This is a genomic window from Enterobacter sp. E14S (assembly GCF_055666685.1).
The window spans coordinates 490984-508781 of the sequence record NZ_JBVODQ010000003.1 but is presented as its reverse complement, the minus strand read 5'-3'; the positions used below and the strand labels follow the sequence as shown (position 1 = coordinate 508781).

Below are 17798 nucleotides of genomic sequence, written 5' to 3'. Positions count from 1 at the left end.
GATTATTGTAAAGTGCAAAAGCGGTAAATAAACAGTGGCCCGCCAAATTATCGAGCCATGTTGTATGATGTATTAAGCAGGGATATATTCGTATGGGGGATTGTTAAGTAGCGCTAACATCTGCTTTAAAAGCACGGGACGAATATGTTCTGGCGTAGCGGTTTCAACCCACTGACGCATTTGCGTCATTTCCATGCCGGCGTAGCCGCAGGGGTTAATGCGCTGGAAAGGCGCAAGGTCCATATTAATATTCAAGGCCAGGCCATGGAATGAGCAACCTTTACGAATACGCAGCCCCAGAGAGCAGATCTTCATTTCCCCAACGTAGACGCCAGGCGCATCGGCGCGTGGATGCGCGTCAATACCATATTCCGCCAGCGTGTTGACGACAGTTTGTTCCAGTAAGGTAACCAGTTCACGCACGCCCAGCTTTCTGCGCTTCAGATTGAGCAGGACGTACATCACCTGCTGCCCGGGGCCATGATAAGTGACCTGACCGCCGCGATCGCTCTGAATAACCGGGATATCTCCCGTCATTAACAAATGCTCTGCTTTACCCGCCTGGCCCTGCGTAAATACCGGCAGGTGTTCGACCAGCCAGATCTCATCTGGGGTGCTGTCATCGCGAGAATCGGTGAAGTCATGCATAGCCTGGGAGACAGGCTCATAAGGTTGCAGGCCGAGATGACGGACCAGAATTTTATCCTGATACAAAACTGCGTCTCCGAAGACGAGGGACAAAAGATGTGGGGGAGTATATCACAGCGGGGGAGAGGGGTTACCCGGCAAACCGGGTAACCGCAAAGGGACTACAGCACCATACGAACAATTTCGATATTGCCGAGCTCTTCGTACAGCGTTTCAACCTGCTCAATGTGTGTCGCAGTGATGGTAATAGAGACAGAGTGGTAGTTGCCCTTGCTGCTTGGTTTTACTGACGGAGAGTAGTCACCCGGCGCATGGCGCTGTACCACTTCAACCACCTGATCAACCAGCTCAGGTTTCGCCAGACCCATTACTTTGTAGGTAAATGAGGTAGGGAATTCAAGCAGTTCGTTAAGTTTGGTTTTCATGTCAGCTCCGGCGTAACGTCAAAAAATAATAACTCCCACGTCAGGTGGGAGTTATCAGGATACTTAGTATATGGGGATCAAAATCACACTTTCAAGTGTTCAATTTTTAACCAAACCAGTGGTGGAACATCAATTTAATGTAATCAATGATTTTGCCGAAGAAATTGCCTTCAGGAATTTCTTGCAGGACAACCAGCGGACGCTGATCGATCGTTTTTCCATCCAGCTGGAAGTTGATCGTGCCCACAACCTGGTTTTTCTGCAGTGGGGCATGCAGCTCGGTGCTGTTCAGCACGTAGCTGGCTTTCAGATCCTTCATACGACCGCGCGGAATGGTCAGGTAGAGGTCTTTATCAACGCCGAGTGAAGCACGGTCGTTGTCGCCGAACCAGACGGGTTCAGACGCAAACTCTTTGCCTGCTTTCAGTGGATTCACGGTTTCGAAAAAGCGGAAGCCCCAGGTCAGCAGTTTCTTGCTTTCTGTTTCACGACCTTTAAAGGTGCGGCCGCCCATCACGGCAGAGATCAGACGCATCTGACCTTCAGTGGCAGAGGCCACCAGGTTGTAGCCCGCTTTGTCGGTGTGGCCAGTTTTGATGCCGTCAACGTTCAGGCTGTTATCCCACAGCAGGCCGTTACGGTTGGTCTGGCGAATACCGTTGAAGGTGAACTCTTTCTCTTTATAGATAGAGTATTCATTAGGGACATCGCGGATCAGCGCCTGACCAATCAGGGCCATGTCACGTGCGGAGCTGTACTGACCGTCTGCGTCCAGGCCGTGTACGGTCTGGAAATGGCTGTTTTTCAGACCCAGCGCGTTAACGTAACTGTTCATCAGGCCCACGAAGGCATCCTGGCTGCCGGCGGCGAAGTCGGCCATCGCCACGCAGGCATCGTTACCAGACTGCAGGTTGATACCGCGAATCAGCTGGGAAACAGGAACCTGCATACCCGGCTTCAGGAACATCAGAGAGGAACCTTTGAAAACAGGGTTCCCGGTTGCCCACGCATCGTTACCGATGGTGACCAGATCCGATTCTTTGAATTTACCTGCCTTCATCGCCTGGCCGATAACGTAGCTGGTCATCATTTTGGTCAGGCTGGCCGGGTCACGGCGGGCATCGGCATTCTGTTCTGCCAGCACTTTGCCAGAGTTGTAATCGATCAGGATGTAGGATTCCGCGTCGATTTGCGGAACGCCAGGGATCATGGTCTTGATATTCAGGTCATCGGCGTGAGCTGCAGAGAGCGCAGCAGCGCAAAGGGCCGTGGTCAGCGCCATGCGCTGCACAAAACGAGCAGAAAAAGTGGTCTTCATGGTCAGAACTACGACATCCGTGATGGAATTAAAAAAAGTGCCTTACTATAGCAAATGCTATTCAGGCAGGCATCCGACTTTAAGCATGAGTTTGTGAATGTGTTTTACACTAACTGACAATTCGGATACCGCCGGTTAATTATTTCGCAACAGCGATAAATGACTGAAGTTGAGCTTCATTCTGCAGACGCTGCTGCAGGGACGCGGCCTGCGATTTGCTGGCAAACGGCCCCATCTGAATGCGCCAGACCGCGCCGTTCTGCTCAACGCGTCCCGGTACGCCAAACTGCTGGCTCAGACGCTGTTGATACTGCCTGGCCCGGGCCTGATCGCTCACTGCGCCTACCTGAACCACATAGCTGCCGCTTGCCGCTGCTGGAGCCGCTACCGCCGCGCTTTGCGTGGCTGCCGGCGCCGTTACGGGAGCCGGCTGGGTTGCTGGCGCAGCAACGGGAGCAGGGGCTGGAGTCGGCTCACTGCCTTCCAGAACGCCCGAGGCTAAGGTCGTCGGTGCGCCAAGAAAGCCGCTACTCTTTACCGGCGCGCCGGTAGCATCCTCGCTTTGCAGCGTGTCATTGCTGATCGGGCGTATTTCTCCCCCCGGCTGAGCAGGCTCTGCCGGAGACGAGACGCTTCCCATTCCGCCGTCAAGATTTGGGCGGTCAGGAAGGGCATAGGTCTGTTTTGCCACCGTCGTACACGCGGTACCCGGCCCGGAGAGCGAACCATCCTGTGCGACGATAATCGGGTCAATACGAACTTTGGTGTTGTTTGAGGTGTTCAGGCGATCGGCAGACGCGCGCGAGAGGGAAATCACCCGGTCATTCCCGTAAGGACCACGGTCGTTGATACGCACGACGATCATACGGCCATTCGCCAGGTTGGTGATACGGGCGTAGCTCGGGATCGGCAGCGTCGGGTGTGCTGCCGTCAGCTGCATTGGGTCGAACGCTTCCCCGGAAGCCGTCAGGTTACTGCCCGGCTCGGCATCATAAATGGCGGCAAAGCCCGCCTGACTGAAACGGGAAGGATCCTGAACAATTCTATAGCTTTTGCCGTCGCGCTCATAATCCTGGTTGGCACTGGTATTCAGCGGTTCATAAACGGGATCGGCACCGCTAATTTCAACGATCGGGCCATTACACACCGCAGGCTGCGGCGGCGCGACGGTTGCCTGTTGCTGACCATCATCACTTGTGCAGGCCGCAAGTAAACTTGCCGCGATGCAGATCCCCAGCCACTGCTTACGCATTCCGATCCCCTTATTTTTATACGCTTTTTGACAACATTTTTCTGTGGGTATGGATCGACATCACGATACCAAACCCGGCCATCAACACGATCAGTGCCGAGCCTCCGTAACTCACCAGCGGCAGCGGTACGCCTACCACCGGCAGAATACCACTCACCATACCAATATTTACGAAGACATAAACGAATAAAATCAGCATCAACCCGCCGGCCATGACGCGACCAAAAGTGGTTTGCGCGCGTGCTGCAATCCACAATCCCCGCATGATCAGCAGTACGTACAGCGCCAGCAATATTAAGATGCCAACCAGCCCCAGCTCTTCCGCCAGTACCGCAAAGATAAAGTCGGTGTGGCGTTCCGGTAAAAACTCCAGCTGCGACTGCGTGCCGTGCAGCCAGCCTTTACCGCGCAGACCGCCGGAGCCAATCGCAATCTTGGACTGAATAATATGATAGCCCGCGCCCAGCGGATCGGTTTCCGGATCGAGCAGCATCATGACGCGCTGGCGCTGGTAGTCATGCATCAGGAAGAACCAGAGGATAGGAATGAACGCTGCAATCAGCACCACTGCGATACCAATCAGGCGCCAGCTCAGTCCCGACAGGAAAAGGACAAACAGGCCGGAAAGGGCGATAAGAATTGAGGTGCCAAGGTCAGGCTGCGCCGCAACCAGCAGCGTCGGCAGGAAAATCAGCACCAGCGCGATGGCGGTGTTTTTCAGCGACGGCGGACAGACGTCGCGGTTGATAAAGCGTGCCACCATCAATGGAACGGCGATTTTGGCAATTTCCGAGGGCTGGAAGCGGACAACGCCCAGATCCAGCCAGCGCTGCGCCCCTTTTGAAATGGCGCCAAACGCATCTACCGCAACCAGCAAAATAATACAGAAGATGTAGAGGTAGGGCGCCCAGCCTTCGTAGACGCGCGGCGGGATTTGCGCCATCACCACCATGATGATCAGACCCATGGCGATCTGGCCAATTTTGCGCTCCATCATGCCGATGTCCTGGCCGCTGGCGCTCCAGATAACCAGGGCGCTGTACACCAGCAGAGCCAGCAGGATCAGCAGCATGGCTGGGTCGATGTGGATTTTATCCCACAGCGATTTTTTATTTGGATTATCCGTCATGATTATTGGTCCTCCGCCGCAGCGGCGGCCGGGTTTTCAGCCGGCAGTTCGGTGTTGTTATCACCCAGCATAATGTGGTCAAGGATCTGGCGCATGATGGTACCTACTGCTGGCCCGGCACCGCCGTTCTCCAGAATCATCGCCACCGCGACCTGCGGGTTATCATAAGGGGCAAACGCCGTCATCAGCTTATGGTCACGCAGACGTTCAGCAATGCGGTGCGCGTTATAGGTTTCGTTGGCTTTCAGACCAAACACCTGCGCAGTACCGGATTTCGCGGCCACTTTGTACGGTGTACCCGCGAAGTACTTATGCGCGGTACCGTTCGGGCGGTTTGCCACGCCGTACATACCGTCTTTCGCAATTTCCCAGAAGCCGGAATGGATGTCACCCACCGGGGCCTCGTGCGGCTGGTTCCACGGTACTTTTTTGCCGTCTTCAACCGTGCTCTGTAGCAGATGCGGCACTTTCACCACGCCGTCATTGATGAGGATCATCATGGCCTTGTTCATCTGAAGCGGCGTCGCCGTCCAGTAGCCCTGACCGATACCCACAGGAATGGTGTCACCCTGATACCACGGTTTTTTAAAGCGCTTCAGCTTCCATTCACGCGTTGGCATGTTGCCAGAACGTTCTTCTGAAAGGTCCACGCCGGTGTAATGCCCGTAGCCGAATTTGCTCATCCACTCTGACAGGCGATCGATACCCATGTCATACGCCACCTGATAGAAGAAGGTATCCGCAGATTCTTCCAGCGATTTGGTGACGTTGAGATGACCGTGGCCCCATTTTTTCCAGTCACGATAGCGCTTATCTGAACCCGGCAGCTGCCACCAACCCGGGTCAAACAGGCTGGTATTACGGTTGATGACGCCGGCACTCAGCGCAGAGACCGCCACGTACGGTTTAACCGTCGATGCCGGCGGGTAAACCCCTTGCGTCGCGCGGTTCACCAGCGGCGTGTTAGGGTCATTCAGCAGACCTGAATAGTCTTTGCTGGAAATGCCGTCAACAAAGAGGTTCGGGTCATAGCTAGGCATGGAGACCATTGCCAGGATGCCGCCGGTACGAGGATCGGTGACCACAACGGCTGCACGGCTGCCCGCCAGCAGGGTTTCGATATACTGCTGAAGCTTGAGGTCGAGCGTCAGATAGACGTCATGCCCCGCCTGAGGCGGCACTTCTTTCAGCTGGCGGATCACGCGGCCGCGGTTGTTAACCTCAACCTCTTCATAGCCGGTTTGGCCGTGCAGGACGTCTTCGTAGTAACGTTCGATCCCCAGCTTACCGATATCGTGCGTAGCAGCGTAGTTGGCCAGCTTGCCGTCTTTATCAAGGCGGTCGACGTCTTTGTCGTTAATCTTGGAAACGTAGCCAATCACATGCGTCAGCGCGGAGCCGTAGGGATAGTAGCGACGCTTATATCCCTTCACTTCCACGCCGGGGAAACGATACTGATTCACCGCAAAGCGGGCCACCTGGACTTCCGTCAAATTGGTTTTAACCGGAATCGAGGTGAAGCGGTGAGAGCGGGCGCGCTCTTTTTTGAAGGCCGCAATATCGTCATCGTTAAGGTCGACAACGCTTTTCAGCGCTTCCAGCGTATCCTGAACATTATCGACTTTTTCCGGCATCATCTCGATTTGATAGATGGTGCGGTTCAACGCCAGCGGGGTGCCGTTACGATCGTAAATAATGCCGCGGCTGGGTGCGATAGGCACCAGCTTAATGCGGTTTTCGTTTGAACGCGTCTGGTAGTCGGTAAAGCGGACAATTTGCAGATTATAGAGGTTGGCGATCAGCACGCCGGTAAGCAGCAAAATCCCGGTAAAGGCGACCAGCGCCCGGCGCACAAACAGCGCGGACTCAGCCGTATAGTCGCGAAAAGAATTCTGTAGTTTCATCCGCTGCTTAATCTACCCTGGTCAGTCATTACTCGCGGTGATAGGGGTGGTTGGTAGTAATGCTCCACGCGCGATACAGGCTTTCTGCCACCAGTACCCGAACGAGCGGGTGGGGAAGCGTCAGCGCGGAGAGGGACCAACTTTGTTCAGCCGCCGCTTTGCAGGCAGGGGATAACCCTTCTGGTCCGCCAATCAACAGACTGACGTCACGACCATCCTGCTTCCAGCGCTCCAGTTCTTGCGCCAGCTGCGGCGTATCCCAGGGTTTACCTGGAATATCGAGGGTGACGATGCGGTTTTTGCCAGCGGCAGCCAGCATCAGTTCGCCCTCTTTATCGAGAATACGTTTGATATCAGCGTTCTTGCCGCGCTTCCCGGCGGGAATTTCCACCAGCTCGAACGGCATGTCTTTTGGAAAACGACGCAGATATTCAGTAAAACCGGTTTGTACCCAGTCCGGCATTTTGGTGCCGACGGCGACCAGCTGTAACTTCACGCATTAACCCCAGAGTTTTTCCAGCTCATACAGGCGACGGCTCTCGTCCTGCATGACGTGGACAATCACATCGCCGAGGTCGACTACCACCCAGTCAGCCGTCGCTTCACCTTCAACACCCAGCGGCAACAGCCCTGCTGCACGCGATTCCTGAACCACGTGATCGGCAATTGAAACAACATGACGCGTCGATGTACCGGTGCAGATGATCATGCAGTCGGTAATACTGGATTTACCCTTAACGTCGATAGCGATGATGTCCTGACCTTTCAGGTCATCAATTTTGTCAATAACAAAATCCTGGAGTGCTTTACCCTGCAAGTTTTCCCCCTGGGGTGAATGAGATTGTAAAACTTTGAATTCGTAGCCAGACAGTATACCTGAACTCACGCCTGCGTCGGGACAAATGTCTCCGGCCGGGCTTTTGAAGGCGGGTATCATCCCACCCTCCGCCTGAGATTGCATTGCCATTTTTGTAAAACAATTTCTGTAAAGCAATGATCGGCGGGAAAGTCTGGCAGCGGAGAATAACAGTATGGCTTACCCTGTCAAGGCAGGATAAACAATAAGCCGCTTTTTATGCTCTCCGGCTATTCATCTGCGCTTTTCTGATACAAACCGTGCGCATGGATATAGGCCAGCACCGGGGTCGGCAGCAGATCGTCACACGCTAAACCCTGCTGTAAACGCTCGCGAATGAGGGTTGCAGAGATATCAAACCACGGCGTTTCCGCCAGATAGATCTTTCCGGCAGGCTGGTTGTGAAGATCTTCAACATTATCGGTGAGATGGTCTTCCAGCCACTGCTGGTACTGCTCTTCGCGCATGGTCAGCGGATAGCCGGGACGGCGGCAGACGAGCAGGTGGCTGTTCTCCAGGATGGTTTCATACTGATGCCACGTAGGGAAATTCAGCAGGGAATCCTGGCCGATGATAAAAGCCAGCGGCTGGTCTGGTCCTTGTTCGGCGCGCCACTCCTGAAGCGTCTGAGACGTCCAGGAGGGCGTGTCGCGACGCAGCTCACGCTCGTCAAGGCGGAATAGCGGTTTATCTGCGATGGCAAGGGCAAGCATCTCTTTTCGCTGCTCGCTGGTCGCCTCGGGCTGTGGACGATGGGGCGGGACATTGTTGGGCATGATGGTGACGCGCTGAAGGCCGATCAGATTTGCCAGAATTTCAACCGGCTTCAGATGCCCGTAATGTACCGGGTCGAAGGTGCCGCCATATAAGGCCTGTAAAGAATGCATACTATCCATTAAATAAAAACGTCTGCCAGCGCCTTGTGGCAGAGCAGGAGAGAAAGACTTTCCAGCTCCGCCCAGACCGACTGACCGTAATCTTGTTTTAACGTGAGCTCAGCGCGCATCAGAAGCTGTACAGCCTGACGAAGCTGTTCGTGACTCAGGCGGTTGACGGCCTCGGTGGTCAAAGCCCGGCGATTTTGCCACACGCGGTGTTTATCAAAGAGCGAACGCAGCGGCGTATGGGCAGACTGACGCTTGAGCGTAATCAGCAGCAGCAATTCGCGCTGCAGCGTACGCAGCAGAATAACCGGTTCGCTCCCTTCGAGACGCAGCTGTTGCAGAATATGAAGGGCGCGTTTGCTTTTCGCCGATAGCAGCGCGTCCACCCAGTGGAACGGCGTGAAGTGCGCCGCGTCGTTAACGGCCTGCTCGACGCGCGGCAAGGTCAGCTTGCCATCTGGCCAGAGCAGTGAGAGTCTGTCCAGCGCCTGCGCCAGGGCCAGCAGGTTACCTTCATAGCAGTAGCAGAGCAGTTGGTTCGCCGCATCATCCAGCTGAAGGTTGTTCTGCTTCGCTCTCGCTGCCACCCATTTTGGCAGATGCGCCTGTTCAGGCGTCTGACAGGTAACCTGTACCGCGTGGGCTGCGAGTTGGGTGAACCACGCCGCATTTTCCTGCGCTTTGGTGAGCTTGTTGCCGCGCACAATCAGCAGCAGATCGCTGTGAAGCAGGCTGACCAGCGTCGCCAGCTGTTCATTGATGGCCGCGTTAGGGCCGTTCTCAGGCAGCAGGATCTGAATAGTCTGGCGCGACGCAAAAAGGCTCATCGCCTGACAGAGTGAGAAGAGGGCATTCCAGTCGGTGCTGTTATCCAGCTGGACGGTGTGGTGTTCATCGAAACCCTGAGAGGCGGCTTCATGCCGCACGGCATCCAGGCTTTCCTGAAGCAATAACGGATCGTTTCCAAGAAGCAGATATGCCGCGCGCAGCCCTTCTTTGAGCTGCGCGCGGAGTTGTTCAGGATACAGCCTGATCATCATTTACCCAGAGAGTTAGCAGCAGGAAGCGTGCCGGCAACCGGTTTTTCAACAATGTCAGAGCCTTGTCGGGTAGACGCTGCAATACCTGGCAGTTTACGGATCAGCTGTTCCGCCGCCTTGTCGTACATTTCGTTGATGATAATCTGCTGTTCGGCATCTTTTGCCAACGCCGTCTGCGGGTTATCGAAGAACGAACGATACACTTTCGCGCTGATCGGATAGATGTCTTTACCCGGGATCAGGACCGCTGCGTTGACCGTCAGCACCATCTGATATTCAGCTGTACGACCGTCCTGGAAGATAGAGGCCGTATCTCTCGACAGACCTGCTCCGATGATACGCAGAGACGGCACATCCTGGCGCAGCGTTTGTTTCTCAACAAGCTCAACGCCGTTCAGACGCAGCTGATTACGAACTGCCCGGCTGAGTGGACCATTCGGATCCGATGAGTCGAAAATCATCGTTTTCATCTCAGCAGGCACCGCCGTGGTATTGCGCAGGTGCCAGCCACAGCCAGCGGTGACAAGCACCGCCAGTGATAAGAGTATTGTTGCCAGTTGTCGCACGTTTCCTCCCGCGCTTAGCCAACGACCAGATTGAGCAGTTTACCCGGTACGTAGATCACTTTACGTACGGTAACGCCCTCAAGATATTTTGCGACCAGAGGTTCCTGGCCCGCGCGCTCGCGAACCTGTTCTTCGGTTGCATCGACCGCCACGGTAATTTTACCGCGGACTTTGCCGTTTACCTGGACCACAACCAGCGTCGTGTTTTCCACCATCGCTGCTTCGTCAGCCTGCGGCCACGGCGCGTTGTCAATATCGCCTTCGCCTTTCAGCTCCTGCCACAGGGAGAAGCTGACGTGCGGAGTGAACGGGTTGAGCATGCGAACAACAGCAAGCAGCGCTTCACGCATTAAGGCACGATCCTGCTCGCCGTCCTGCGGAGCCTTCGCCAGCTTGTTCATCAGTTCCATAATAGCCGCAATTGCGGTATTGAAGGTCTGACGACGACCAATATCATCGGTCACTTTCGCAATCGTTTTATGAACATCACGACGCAGCGCCTGCTGATCTTCAGTCAGTGCGGCGGCGTTCAGCGCCGGGGCATCGCCCAGTGCAGTGTGTTCGTAAACCAGTTTCCAGACGCGTTTCAGGAAGCGGTTCGCGCCTTCCACGCCAGACTCCTGCCATTCCAGGGTCATGTCGGCCGGAGAGGCAAACATCATGAACAGACGCACGGTGTCCGCACCGTAACGCTCAACCATTACCTGCGGATCGATGCCGTTGTTTTTCGACTTGGACATCTTGCTCATGCCGGTATAGACCAGTTCATGACCTTCGGCGTCTTTTGCCTTAACGATACGGCCCTTCTCGTCGCGCTCGACGATCGCATCAACCGGAGAAACCCAGTTACGCTCGCCGTTAGCACCGACGTAATAGAACGCATCTGCCAGCACCATGCCCTGACACAGCAGCTGTTTTGCTGGTTCGTCAGAGTTCACCATGCCTGCATCACGCATCAGTTTGTGGAAGAAGCGGAAGTAGAGCAGGTGCATGATGGCGTGTTCGATGCCGCCGATGTAGATATCAACCGGCAGCCAGTAGTTCGCCGCATCGGAATCGAGCATACCGTCCTGATACTGCGGGCAGGTGTAGCGCGCATAGTACCAGGATGACTCCATAAAGGTGTCAAAGGTGTCGGTTTCACGCAGCGCAGGCTGACCGTTGACGGTGGTTTTTGCCCACTCAGGATCGGCTTTGATCGGGCTGGTGATACCGTCCATGACCACGTCTTCCGGCAGGATCACCGGGAGCTGATCTTCCGGCGTTGGCATCACAGTGCCATCTTCCAGCGTCACCATTGGGATTGGCGCGCCCCAGTAACGCTGACGGGACACGCCCCAGTCGCGCAGACGGAAGTTAACTTTACGCTCGCCCACGCCCAGAGAGGCCAGCTTATCGGCGATGGCGTTGAAGCCCTCTTCGAAGCTCAGGCCGCTGAATTCACCGGAGTTGAACAGGGTGCCTTTTTCGGTCAGCGCGTGTTCGGACAGATCGGGTTCAGAACCATCGGCGGCCAGAATAACGGCTTTAATCGGCAGGCTGTATTTGGTGGCAAACTCGTAGTCGCGCTGATCGTGACCCGGAACGGCCATTACCGCGCCTGTACCGTACTCCATCAGCACGAAGTTCGCTGCCCAGACAGGAATCGCTTCGCCAGTCAGCGGATGCTTCGCATAGAAGCCTGTCGCGACGCCTTTTTTCTCCATCGTCGCCATGTCGGCTTCGGCCACTTTGGTGTTGCGGCACTCGTCGATGAAGGTCGCCAGCTCCGGATTGTTTTCCGCTGCTTTCTGCGCCAGCGGGTGACCTGCGGCTACGGCCAGGTAGGTCGCGCCCATGAAGGTGTCCGGACGGGTGGTGTAGACAGTCAGAGTCTGGTCGTAGTTCTCAACGTTGAAGGTAATCTCCACGCCTTCAGAACGGCCGATCCAGTTGCGCTGCATGGTCTTAACGGTATCTGGCCAGTGATCGAGGTTATCCAGATCGTTCAGCAGCTCATCAGCGTAAGCGGTGATTTTGATAAACCACTGTGGGATCTCTTTACGCTCAACTTTGGTGTCACAGCGCCAGCAGCAGCCGTCGATAACCTGTTCGTTCGCGAGAACGGTCTGGTCATTCGGACACCAGTTAACGGCAGAGGTCTTCTTATACACCAGGCCTTTTTTGTACAGCTCGGTGAAGAACTTCTGCTCCCAGCGATAGTATTCCGGGGTACAGGTCGCCAGCTCGCGGCTCCAGTCATAGCCAAAGCCCAGCATTTTGAGCTGGTTTTTCATGTACGCAATGTTGTCGTACGTCCACGGCGCCGGTGCGGTGTTGTTTTTGACCGCCGCGCCTTCCGCAGGAAGACCGAACGCATCCCAGCCGATAGGCTGCAGAACGTTTTTGCCCAGCATGCGCTGGTAGCGTGCAATCACATCGCCGATGGTGTAGTTACGCACATGGCCCATGTGTAGTCGACCAGAAGGATAGGGAAGCATCGACAGGCAGTAATACTTCTCTTTGCTCTCGTCTTCGGTTACTTCAAAGGTGCGCTTCTCGTCCCAGTGTTGCTGGACTTTTGATTCTATCTCTTCCGGGCGGTATTGCTCTTGCATGGCAGCCAGTGGTCCTGTTTTCAATACAGCTACAAATGTAGCCAATGGATGTGGTAATTCAGATCCGCATAGCATAGCCCAAACGCCCGCGTCAAAACAGCCTTTCGCACAAATGCGCTTTGCAGGAATTTACCGGGTCTGTGCTTCACCTGACAAAGCGGCGATGAAATAAGGTCTATTATTAGAAATAGTTACTTACCCGGGAGGCAAAATGATGAACAAGGTTGCTCAATTTTACCGCGAACTGGTGGCGACACTGACGGAACGGCTGCGTAACGGCGAGCGAGATATCGACGCGCTGGTGGAGCAAGCGCGTGCCCGCGTGACGCAAACGGGTGAGTTAACGCGAACCGAAGTGGAAGAGGTGACGCGCGCCGTGCGTCGCGATCTGGAAGAGTTCGCGCGCAGCTACCAGGAGAGTCAGGAGGAGGTCACGGACAGCGTTTTTATGCGGGTGATTAAAGAAAGCCTGTGGCAAGAGCTGGCCGACATCACGGATAAAACGCAGCTGGAGTGGCGTGAGGTCTTTCAGGATTTGAACCATCACGGTGTTTATCACAGTGGTGAGGTGGTCGGCTTGGGAAATCTGGTGTGCGAGAATTGCCACCACCATATTGCGGTATATACGCCGGATGTTCTACCGATGTGCCCGAAATGCGGCCACGATCAGTTCCAGCGTCGGCCGTTTGAGCCCTAAATAAAAGCAAAACTCTCAGCTCCCTCTCCCCGTGGGAGAGGGTTGGGGTGAGGGCATCAGGCCGCACTATAGTAAGCCAGCCTCTCCGCCAGCAAATCCACAAACGCCTCGCGGTCGATGTCCACCATCACCGTGGTATTCGGTTTATTCCCCGTCAGCGAGTAGTAATCCACCACCGTCATTCCCTGGGTGTATTTTCCCTGCGTCTCAACACCAACCCATCTGTCCACCGTGGTGAACATCTCCGGCTTCAGTAGCCAGGCAATGGTGCACGGGTCGTGCAGCGGCGCGCCGTGGAAGCCCCATTTCTCGGCTTTGTGATACTCCATAAAGTAGTCGAGAAGTTCGGCCACGGTTGTCGCGACCGTATTACCCACGGAGCGGAATCGCTCAATATCGTCCGCCATAATCTGCGCGCGATGGGTAACGTCCAGCCCGGCCATCACGATCGGTAAGCCGGACTGAAAGACGATTTCCGCCGCTTCCGGGTCGACAAAGATGTTGAACTCCGCCGCAGGCGTCCAGTTCCCCAGCCCCATGGCCCCGCCCATAATCACAATACGGGCAATTTTATTAAGCAGCTCAGGATGGCTGTTCAGCAGCAGCGCAACGTTGGTTTGCGGTCCGGTTGCCACCAGCGTTACCGGTTCTGCGCTTTCGCGCAGAACCTTCGCCATCAGCTCGACGGCGGTACAGTTTTGCGGCGTGAAGCCCGGCTCCGGCAGTGCCGGACCGTCCAGCCCGCTTTCACCATGAACGTTGTCGGCAATAATCAGCTCGCGCATCAGCGGCTTCACGGCCCCGCCGGCGACAGGAATATCGGTGCGTTTGAGCAGCGTGAGCATGCGCAGCACGTTGCGCAGGGTTTTGTCAGGCGTCTGGTTTCCGGCGGACGAGGTGACGGCTTTTACCTCGAGTTCAGGGGAGGCAAGAGCGAGGACGAGCGCGATCGCGTCGTCATGACCCGGATCGCAATCGAGAATAATAGGCTGTGCCATAGCGTTCTCCATACGTAGCGTTATTTTGTGACAAGGTTAACGCTGCAATGTGACGCCGACGAGAGGAACTGAGTGAAAGCGTGAAGCAGTGCGCAATCCGCAGATTGCGCACCGGGAAGGTTAGTGCAGGATTTTCGCAAGGAAATCTTTCGCACGCTCGGATTTCGGGTTAGCGAAGAACTCTTCTTTCGGTGAGTCTTCGACAATTTTCCCTTCGTCCATGAAGATCACGCGGTTGGCCACTTTTCGGGCAAAGCCCATTTCGTGGGTCACCACCATCATAGTCATCCCTTCGTGCGCCAGCTCGACCATCACGTCCAGCACTTCGTTGATCATCTCTGGATCGAGCGCCGACGTTGGCTCATCAAACAGCATTGCCACCGGATCCATACACAGCGCGCGGGCTATCGCCACACGCTGCTGTTGGCCACCAGAAAGCTGTGCCGGGAACTTATCGGCATGCGCCGAAAGCCCAACGCGTTCCAGGAGTTTCAGACCTTTCTCGCGCGACGCTTTTTTATCACGCTTCAGCACTTTTACCTGCGCCAGCGTCAGGTTCTCAATAATGGAGAGGTGAGGGAACAGCTCAAAGTGCTGGAACACCATGCCAACGTGAGAGCGAAGCTGGGCGAGGTTGGTTTTCTTTTCGTTGACTTTGGTGCCGTTGACAACGATCTCACCCTGCTGCACCGGCTCCAGTCCATTGACGGTTTTGATCAGCGTTGATTTACCGGAGCCGGACGGCCCGCACACTACCACCACGTCGCCTTTTTTCACTTCTGTGGAGCAGTCGGTCAGCACCTGAAAGTGCCCATACCATTTAGAAACATTTTTCAGGGAAATCATTATACCGTCCTTTTCTTCAGCCAGCTGACCAACAGCGACGCGCTTAAACTAATCACAAAATAGACCGCACCCGCAAAGAGCACCATCTCGACCTGCGTACCATCACGTTCACCGATGGTTGACGCGGTACGGAAGAAGTCTGCCAGACTCAGAACGTAGACCAGCGAGGTATCCTGGAACAGCACGATGCCCTGGGTCAGCAGGAGCGGAACCATGGCGCGAAACGCCTGCGGCAGAATAATGAGCTGCATGGACTGCCAGTGCGTCATCCCCAGCGCTAGCGCGGCGCTCGATTGCCCGCGGGAGATACTCTGAATGCCCGCGCGGATAATCTCCGAATAGTAAGCGGCCTCGAACATTGAGAACGCCACCATGGCGGAGATCAGACGGATATCGGTTTTCGGCGACAGCCCCAGCACGTTCTGCAGGAAGCCGGGCACAATCAGGTAAAACCACAGCAGCACCATCACCAGCGGGATGGAGCGGAACACGTTAACGTAGGCGGTCGCAAACCAGGCGAGCGGCTTAAAGCTCGACAGGCGCATAACGGCCAGCAGGGTGCCCCAGACGATACCAATGATGATGGCAATAACGGTGATTTTTAAGGTAATCACCAGGCCATCAAGCAGGTAAGGCATGGATGGAACGATAGAACTCCAGTCAAATTCGTACATTATTTGCCCCCCAGATTACCCGGCAGGCGGATTTTGCGTTCAACCAGGTTCATCACCAGCATGATGAAAGCGTTAATCAGAACATACGCGAGCGTGATCGCGGTAAAGGATTCCCACGCGTGGGCGGAATAATCCAGCAGCTTGCCCGCCTGCGCGGCCATATCCACCAGGCCGATAGTTGAGGCGATGGCCGAGTTTTTCACCAGGTTCATCATCTCAGAGGTCATCGGTGGAACGATTACGCGGTAGGCGTTAGGCAGCAGCACGTAGCGGTAGGTTTGGGGCAGCGTCAGGCCCATCGCCAGGCCAGCGTTTTTTTGTCCGCGCGGCAATGACTGAATGGCGGCACGCACCTGCTCGCAAACGCGCGCAGCGGTAAACAGCCCCAGACACATCATGGAGGAGACAAAGAATTGCACGTTCGGATCCAGCTCCGACTTGAACCACATGCCAATATTTTCCGGCAGTAGTTCCGGAATGACCAGATACCAGGTAAAGAATTGCACGATCAGCGGAACGTTACGGAACAGTTCCACATACAGGGTGCCAAGCGTTGAAAGAAAACGGTTAGGGACGGTGCGCAGAATACCGAACAGAGAACCGACAAGAAACGCGATAATCCACGCCGTTATCGATAATGCCACGGTAACCTGAAAGCCGCTCCATAGCCAGCCAAGATAGGTGGTGTTGCCGAACGGGGCTTGTTGCAGGAATATGCCCCAGTTCCAGTCTATTGACATAATAAACTCCAGAAAAAAAAGGGTAGCAGCGCTACCCTCGAAGATTGGTGAGAAGCTCATTTTTCGCGCTGAGTGGGGAACGACCACTCAACGTATAGTCTGTCCATGCTTCCCGACAATCGAGAGGGCAGGAGATCCCGCCCCTGTAGTTCTAATTAGTTAAGAGCCTTGTCATTTGGAGATTTGAACAGCGCTTTCATGTCGTCAGACAGTTCAAAATTCATGTTCAGGTTTTTTGGTGGAATTGGGTTCTTGAACCACTTGTCGAACCATTTCTCCGCTTCGCCGGAGGTCTGCACCTGAGCGATGGTGTCATCGATCAGCTTTTTGAACTGCGGATCGTCTTTACGCAGCATACAGCCGTAGGCTTCTTTGGACTGCGCGGTACCAACGATATCCCAGTTGTCTGGTTTCTTCGCTTTCGCACGTTCGCCCGCCAGCAGGGCGTCATCCATCATAAACGCGACGGCACGACCGCTTTCCAGGGTACGGAAGGAGTCGCCATGGTCTTTCGCGCTGATGATGCGCATATCCATTTTCTTCTCGTCGTTCAGCTTGTGCAGCAGCACTTCTGACGTGGTACCGGAGGTGACAACAACCGCTTTGCCTTTCAGGTCAGCGAAGTCTTTGATCTCACCGCCTTTCTTCGTCAGCAGACGGGTGCCCACGACAAAGATGGTGTCAGAGAAGGCAGCCTGTTTCTGACGCTCGAGGTTGTTAGTGGTGGAGCCACACTCGAAGTCAAAGGTGCCGTTTTGCAGCAGTGGAATACGGTTCTGTGAAGTGATTGGGATCAGCTTCACCTGCAGGTCAGGTTTGTTCAGCTTTTTCTTCACAGCTTCAACGATGGCGTTGGAGTAATCCTGTGAATAGCCCACGACTTTTTGCGTGTTGTCGTAGTAAGAGAACGGGACAGAAGATTCACGGTGGCCGACCACGATGACGCCGTTTTTGGCAATCTTGTCGAGAGTGCTGCCTGCTGCCGGCGCATCTTCAGCGTGAACCACGCCTGCAGACATTCCCATAACCAGCATTGCTGTGGCCAGTTTACGTAATTGCATACCCAACTCCTTTTTTATCAGCGCCAGAGACGCTTTGATACCCATTGTGATGTTGTTATATCTCGCGCAATGCGAGTGCAGTGTTATGCAAGCTTGTTAACATTTAGTCTGGCTTAATGTAAAGATTTTGCTGCGTTATTGTTTATTTTTGCGAAGCGCGCCG

The 17798-nt window shown here is 54.9% G+C and carries 18 protein-coding genes; 1 reads left to right on the top strand and 17 read right to left on the bottom strand.

The genetic code is table 11. The features are described 5' to 3' along the window. Positions 1 to 72: 72 nt before the first annotated feature. The 12 genes from lipB to leuS form a co-directional block, all read right to left on the bottom strand. Positions 73 to 714, bottom strand: coding sequence for a lipoyl(octanoyl) transferase LipB (gene lipB / locus ACZ6J2_RS10595; RefSeq protein WP_033144925.1), 642 nt, complete (start codon positions 712 to 714; stop codon positions 73 to 75). Positions 715 to 809: 95 nt separating this feature from the next. Next, on the bottom strand, positions 810 to 1073 hold the full coding sequence (ybeD, locus tag ACZ6J2_RS10590; RefSeq protein ID WP_006177135.1) for a DUF493 family protein YbeD: 264 nt from the start codon (positions 1071 to 1073) through the stop codon (positions 810 to 812). A gap of 106 nt (positions 1074 to 1179) precedes the next feature. Further along, the gene (dacA, locus tag ACZ6J2_RS10585; protein ID WP_032638844.1) at positions 1180 to 2391 is read right to left on the bottom strand and encodes a D-alanyl-D-alanine carboxypeptidase DacA; all 1212 of its coding nucleotides are present in this window, start codon (positions 2389 to 2391) and stop codon (positions 1180 to 1182) included. Between the two features lie 139 nt (positions 2392 to 2530). Beyond that, positions 2531 to 3643 (bottom strand): endolytic peptidoglycan transglycosylase RlpA, encoded by a 1113-nt coding sequence (rlpA, locus tag ACZ6J2_RS10580; protein ID WP_471725669.1) that lies wholly within the window; start codon positions 3641 to 3643, stop codon positions 2531 to 2533. 16 nt (positions 3644 to 3659) lie between these two features. After that, entirely contained in the window at positions 3660 to 4772 is a 1113-nt protein-coding gene (gene mrdB, locus ACZ6J2_RS10575; RefSeq protein ID WP_023310746.1) for a peptidoglycan glycosyltransferase MrdB, read from the bottom strand. Between the two features lie 2 nt (positions 4773 to 4774). Continuing rightward, the gene (gene mrdA, locus ACZ6J2_RS10570) at positions 4775 to 6676 is read right to left on the bottom strand and encodes a peptidoglycan DD-transpeptidase MrdA (protein ID WP_032638848.1); all 1902 of its coding nucleotides are present in this window, start codon (positions 6674 to 6676) and stop codon (positions 4775 to 4777) included. Positions 6677 to 6704: 28 nt separating this feature from the next. Beyond that, entirely contained in the window at positions 6705 to 7172 is a 468-nt protein-coding gene (gene rlmH, locus ACZ6J2_RS10565) for a 23S rRNA (pseudouridine(1915)-N(3))-methyltransferase RlmH (protein WP_023310748.1), read from the bottom strand. Positions 7173 to 7175: 3 nt separating this feature from the next. Continuing rightward, entirely contained in the window at positions 7176 to 7493 is a 318-nt protein-coding gene (gene rsfS, locus ACZ6J2_RS10560; RefSeq protein WP_023334893.1) for a ribosome silencing factor, read from the bottom strand. A 269-nt stretch (positions 7494 to 7762) separates the two neighbouring features. Then, entirely contained in the window at positions 7763 to 8428 is a 666-nt protein-coding gene (nadD, locus tag ACZ6J2_RS10555) for a nicotinate-nucleotide adenylyltransferase (protein WP_029740134.1), read from the bottom strand. After that, the gene (gene holA / locus ACZ6J2_RS10550) at positions 8428 to 9453 is read right to left on the bottom strand and encodes a DNA polymerase III subunit delta (protein ID WP_471725723.1); all 1026 of its coding nucleotides are present in this window, start codon (positions 9451 to 9453) and stop codon (positions 8428 to 8430) included. Before holA ends, nadD begins: the two co-directional genes overlap by 1 nt. Then, positions 9453 to 10022: an LPS assembly lipoprotein LptE gene (lptE, locus tag ACZ6J2_RS10545; RefSeq protein WP_471725668.1), complete on the bottom strand. Its 570-nt coding sequence runs from the start codon at positions 10020 to 10022 to the stop codon at positions 9453 to 9455. Before lptE ends, holA begins: the two co-directional genes overlap by 1 nt. A 14-nt stretch (positions 10023 to 10036) precedes the next feature. After that, positions 10037 to 12619, bottom strand: coding sequence for a leucine--tRNA ligase (gene leuS, locus ACZ6J2_RS10540; protein ID WP_471725667.1), 2583 nt, complete (start codon positions 12617 to 12619; stop codon positions 10037 to 10039). A 214-nt stretch (positions 12620 to 12833) separates the two neighbouring features. On the opposite strand from leuS, the gene ACZ6J2_RS10535 reads away from it, so the two are divergent. Next, positions 12834 to 13316 carry a zinc ribbon-containing protein gene (locus tag ACZ6J2_RS10535; RefSeq protein WP_029740138.1) on the top strand — a complete coding sequence of 161 codons (483 nt, stop codon included), beginning with the start codon at positions 12834 to 12836 and terminating at the stop codon, positions 13314 to 13316. 56 nt (positions 13317 to 13372) lie between these two features. Here the strand turns inward: ACZ6J2_RS10535 and rihA are convergent, their stop codons facing one another. The 5 genes from rihA to ACZ6J2_RS10510 form a co-directional block, all read right to left on the bottom strand. Continuing rightward, positions 13373 to 14314, bottom strand: a complete 942-nt coding sequence (rihA, locus tag ACZ6J2_RS10530; RefSeq protein ID WP_471725666.1) for a pyrimidine-specific ribonucleoside hydrolase RihA — start codon at positions 14312 to 14314, stop codon at positions 13373 to 13375. Between the two features lie 120 nt (positions 14315 to 14434). Beyond that, positions 14435 to 15160, bottom strand: coding sequence for an amino acid ABC transporter ATP-binding protein (locus ACZ6J2_RS10525; RefSeq protein ID WP_471725665.1), 726 nt, complete (start codon positions 15158 to 15160; stop codon positions 14435 to 14437). Further along, positions 15160 to 15834, bottom strand: coding sequence for a glutamate/aspartate ABC transporter permease GltK (gene gltK / locus ACZ6J2_RS10520; RefSeq protein ID WP_014883002.1), 675 nt, complete (start codon positions 15832 to 15834; stop codon positions 15160 to 15162). Before gltK ends, ACZ6J2_RS10525 begins: the two co-directional genes overlap by 1 nt. Next, entirely contained in the window at positions 15834 to 16574 is a 741-nt protein-coding gene (locus ACZ6J2_RS10515; RefSeq protein WP_023310756.1) for an amino acid ABC transporter permease, read from the bottom strand. The genes gltK and ACZ6J2_RS10515 overlap by 1 nt, the downstream gene beginning before the upstream one ends. 155 nt (positions 16575 to 16729) lie before the next feature. Continuing rightward, positions 16730 to 17635 carry an amino acid ABC transporter substrate-binding protein gene (locus ACZ6J2_RS10510; RefSeq protein WP_008501049.1) on the bottom strand — a complete coding sequence of 302 codons (906 nt, stop codon included), beginning with the start codon at positions 17633 to 17635 and terminating at the stop codon, positions 16730 to 16732. Between the last annotated feature and the right edge of the window lie 163 nt (positions 17636 to 17798).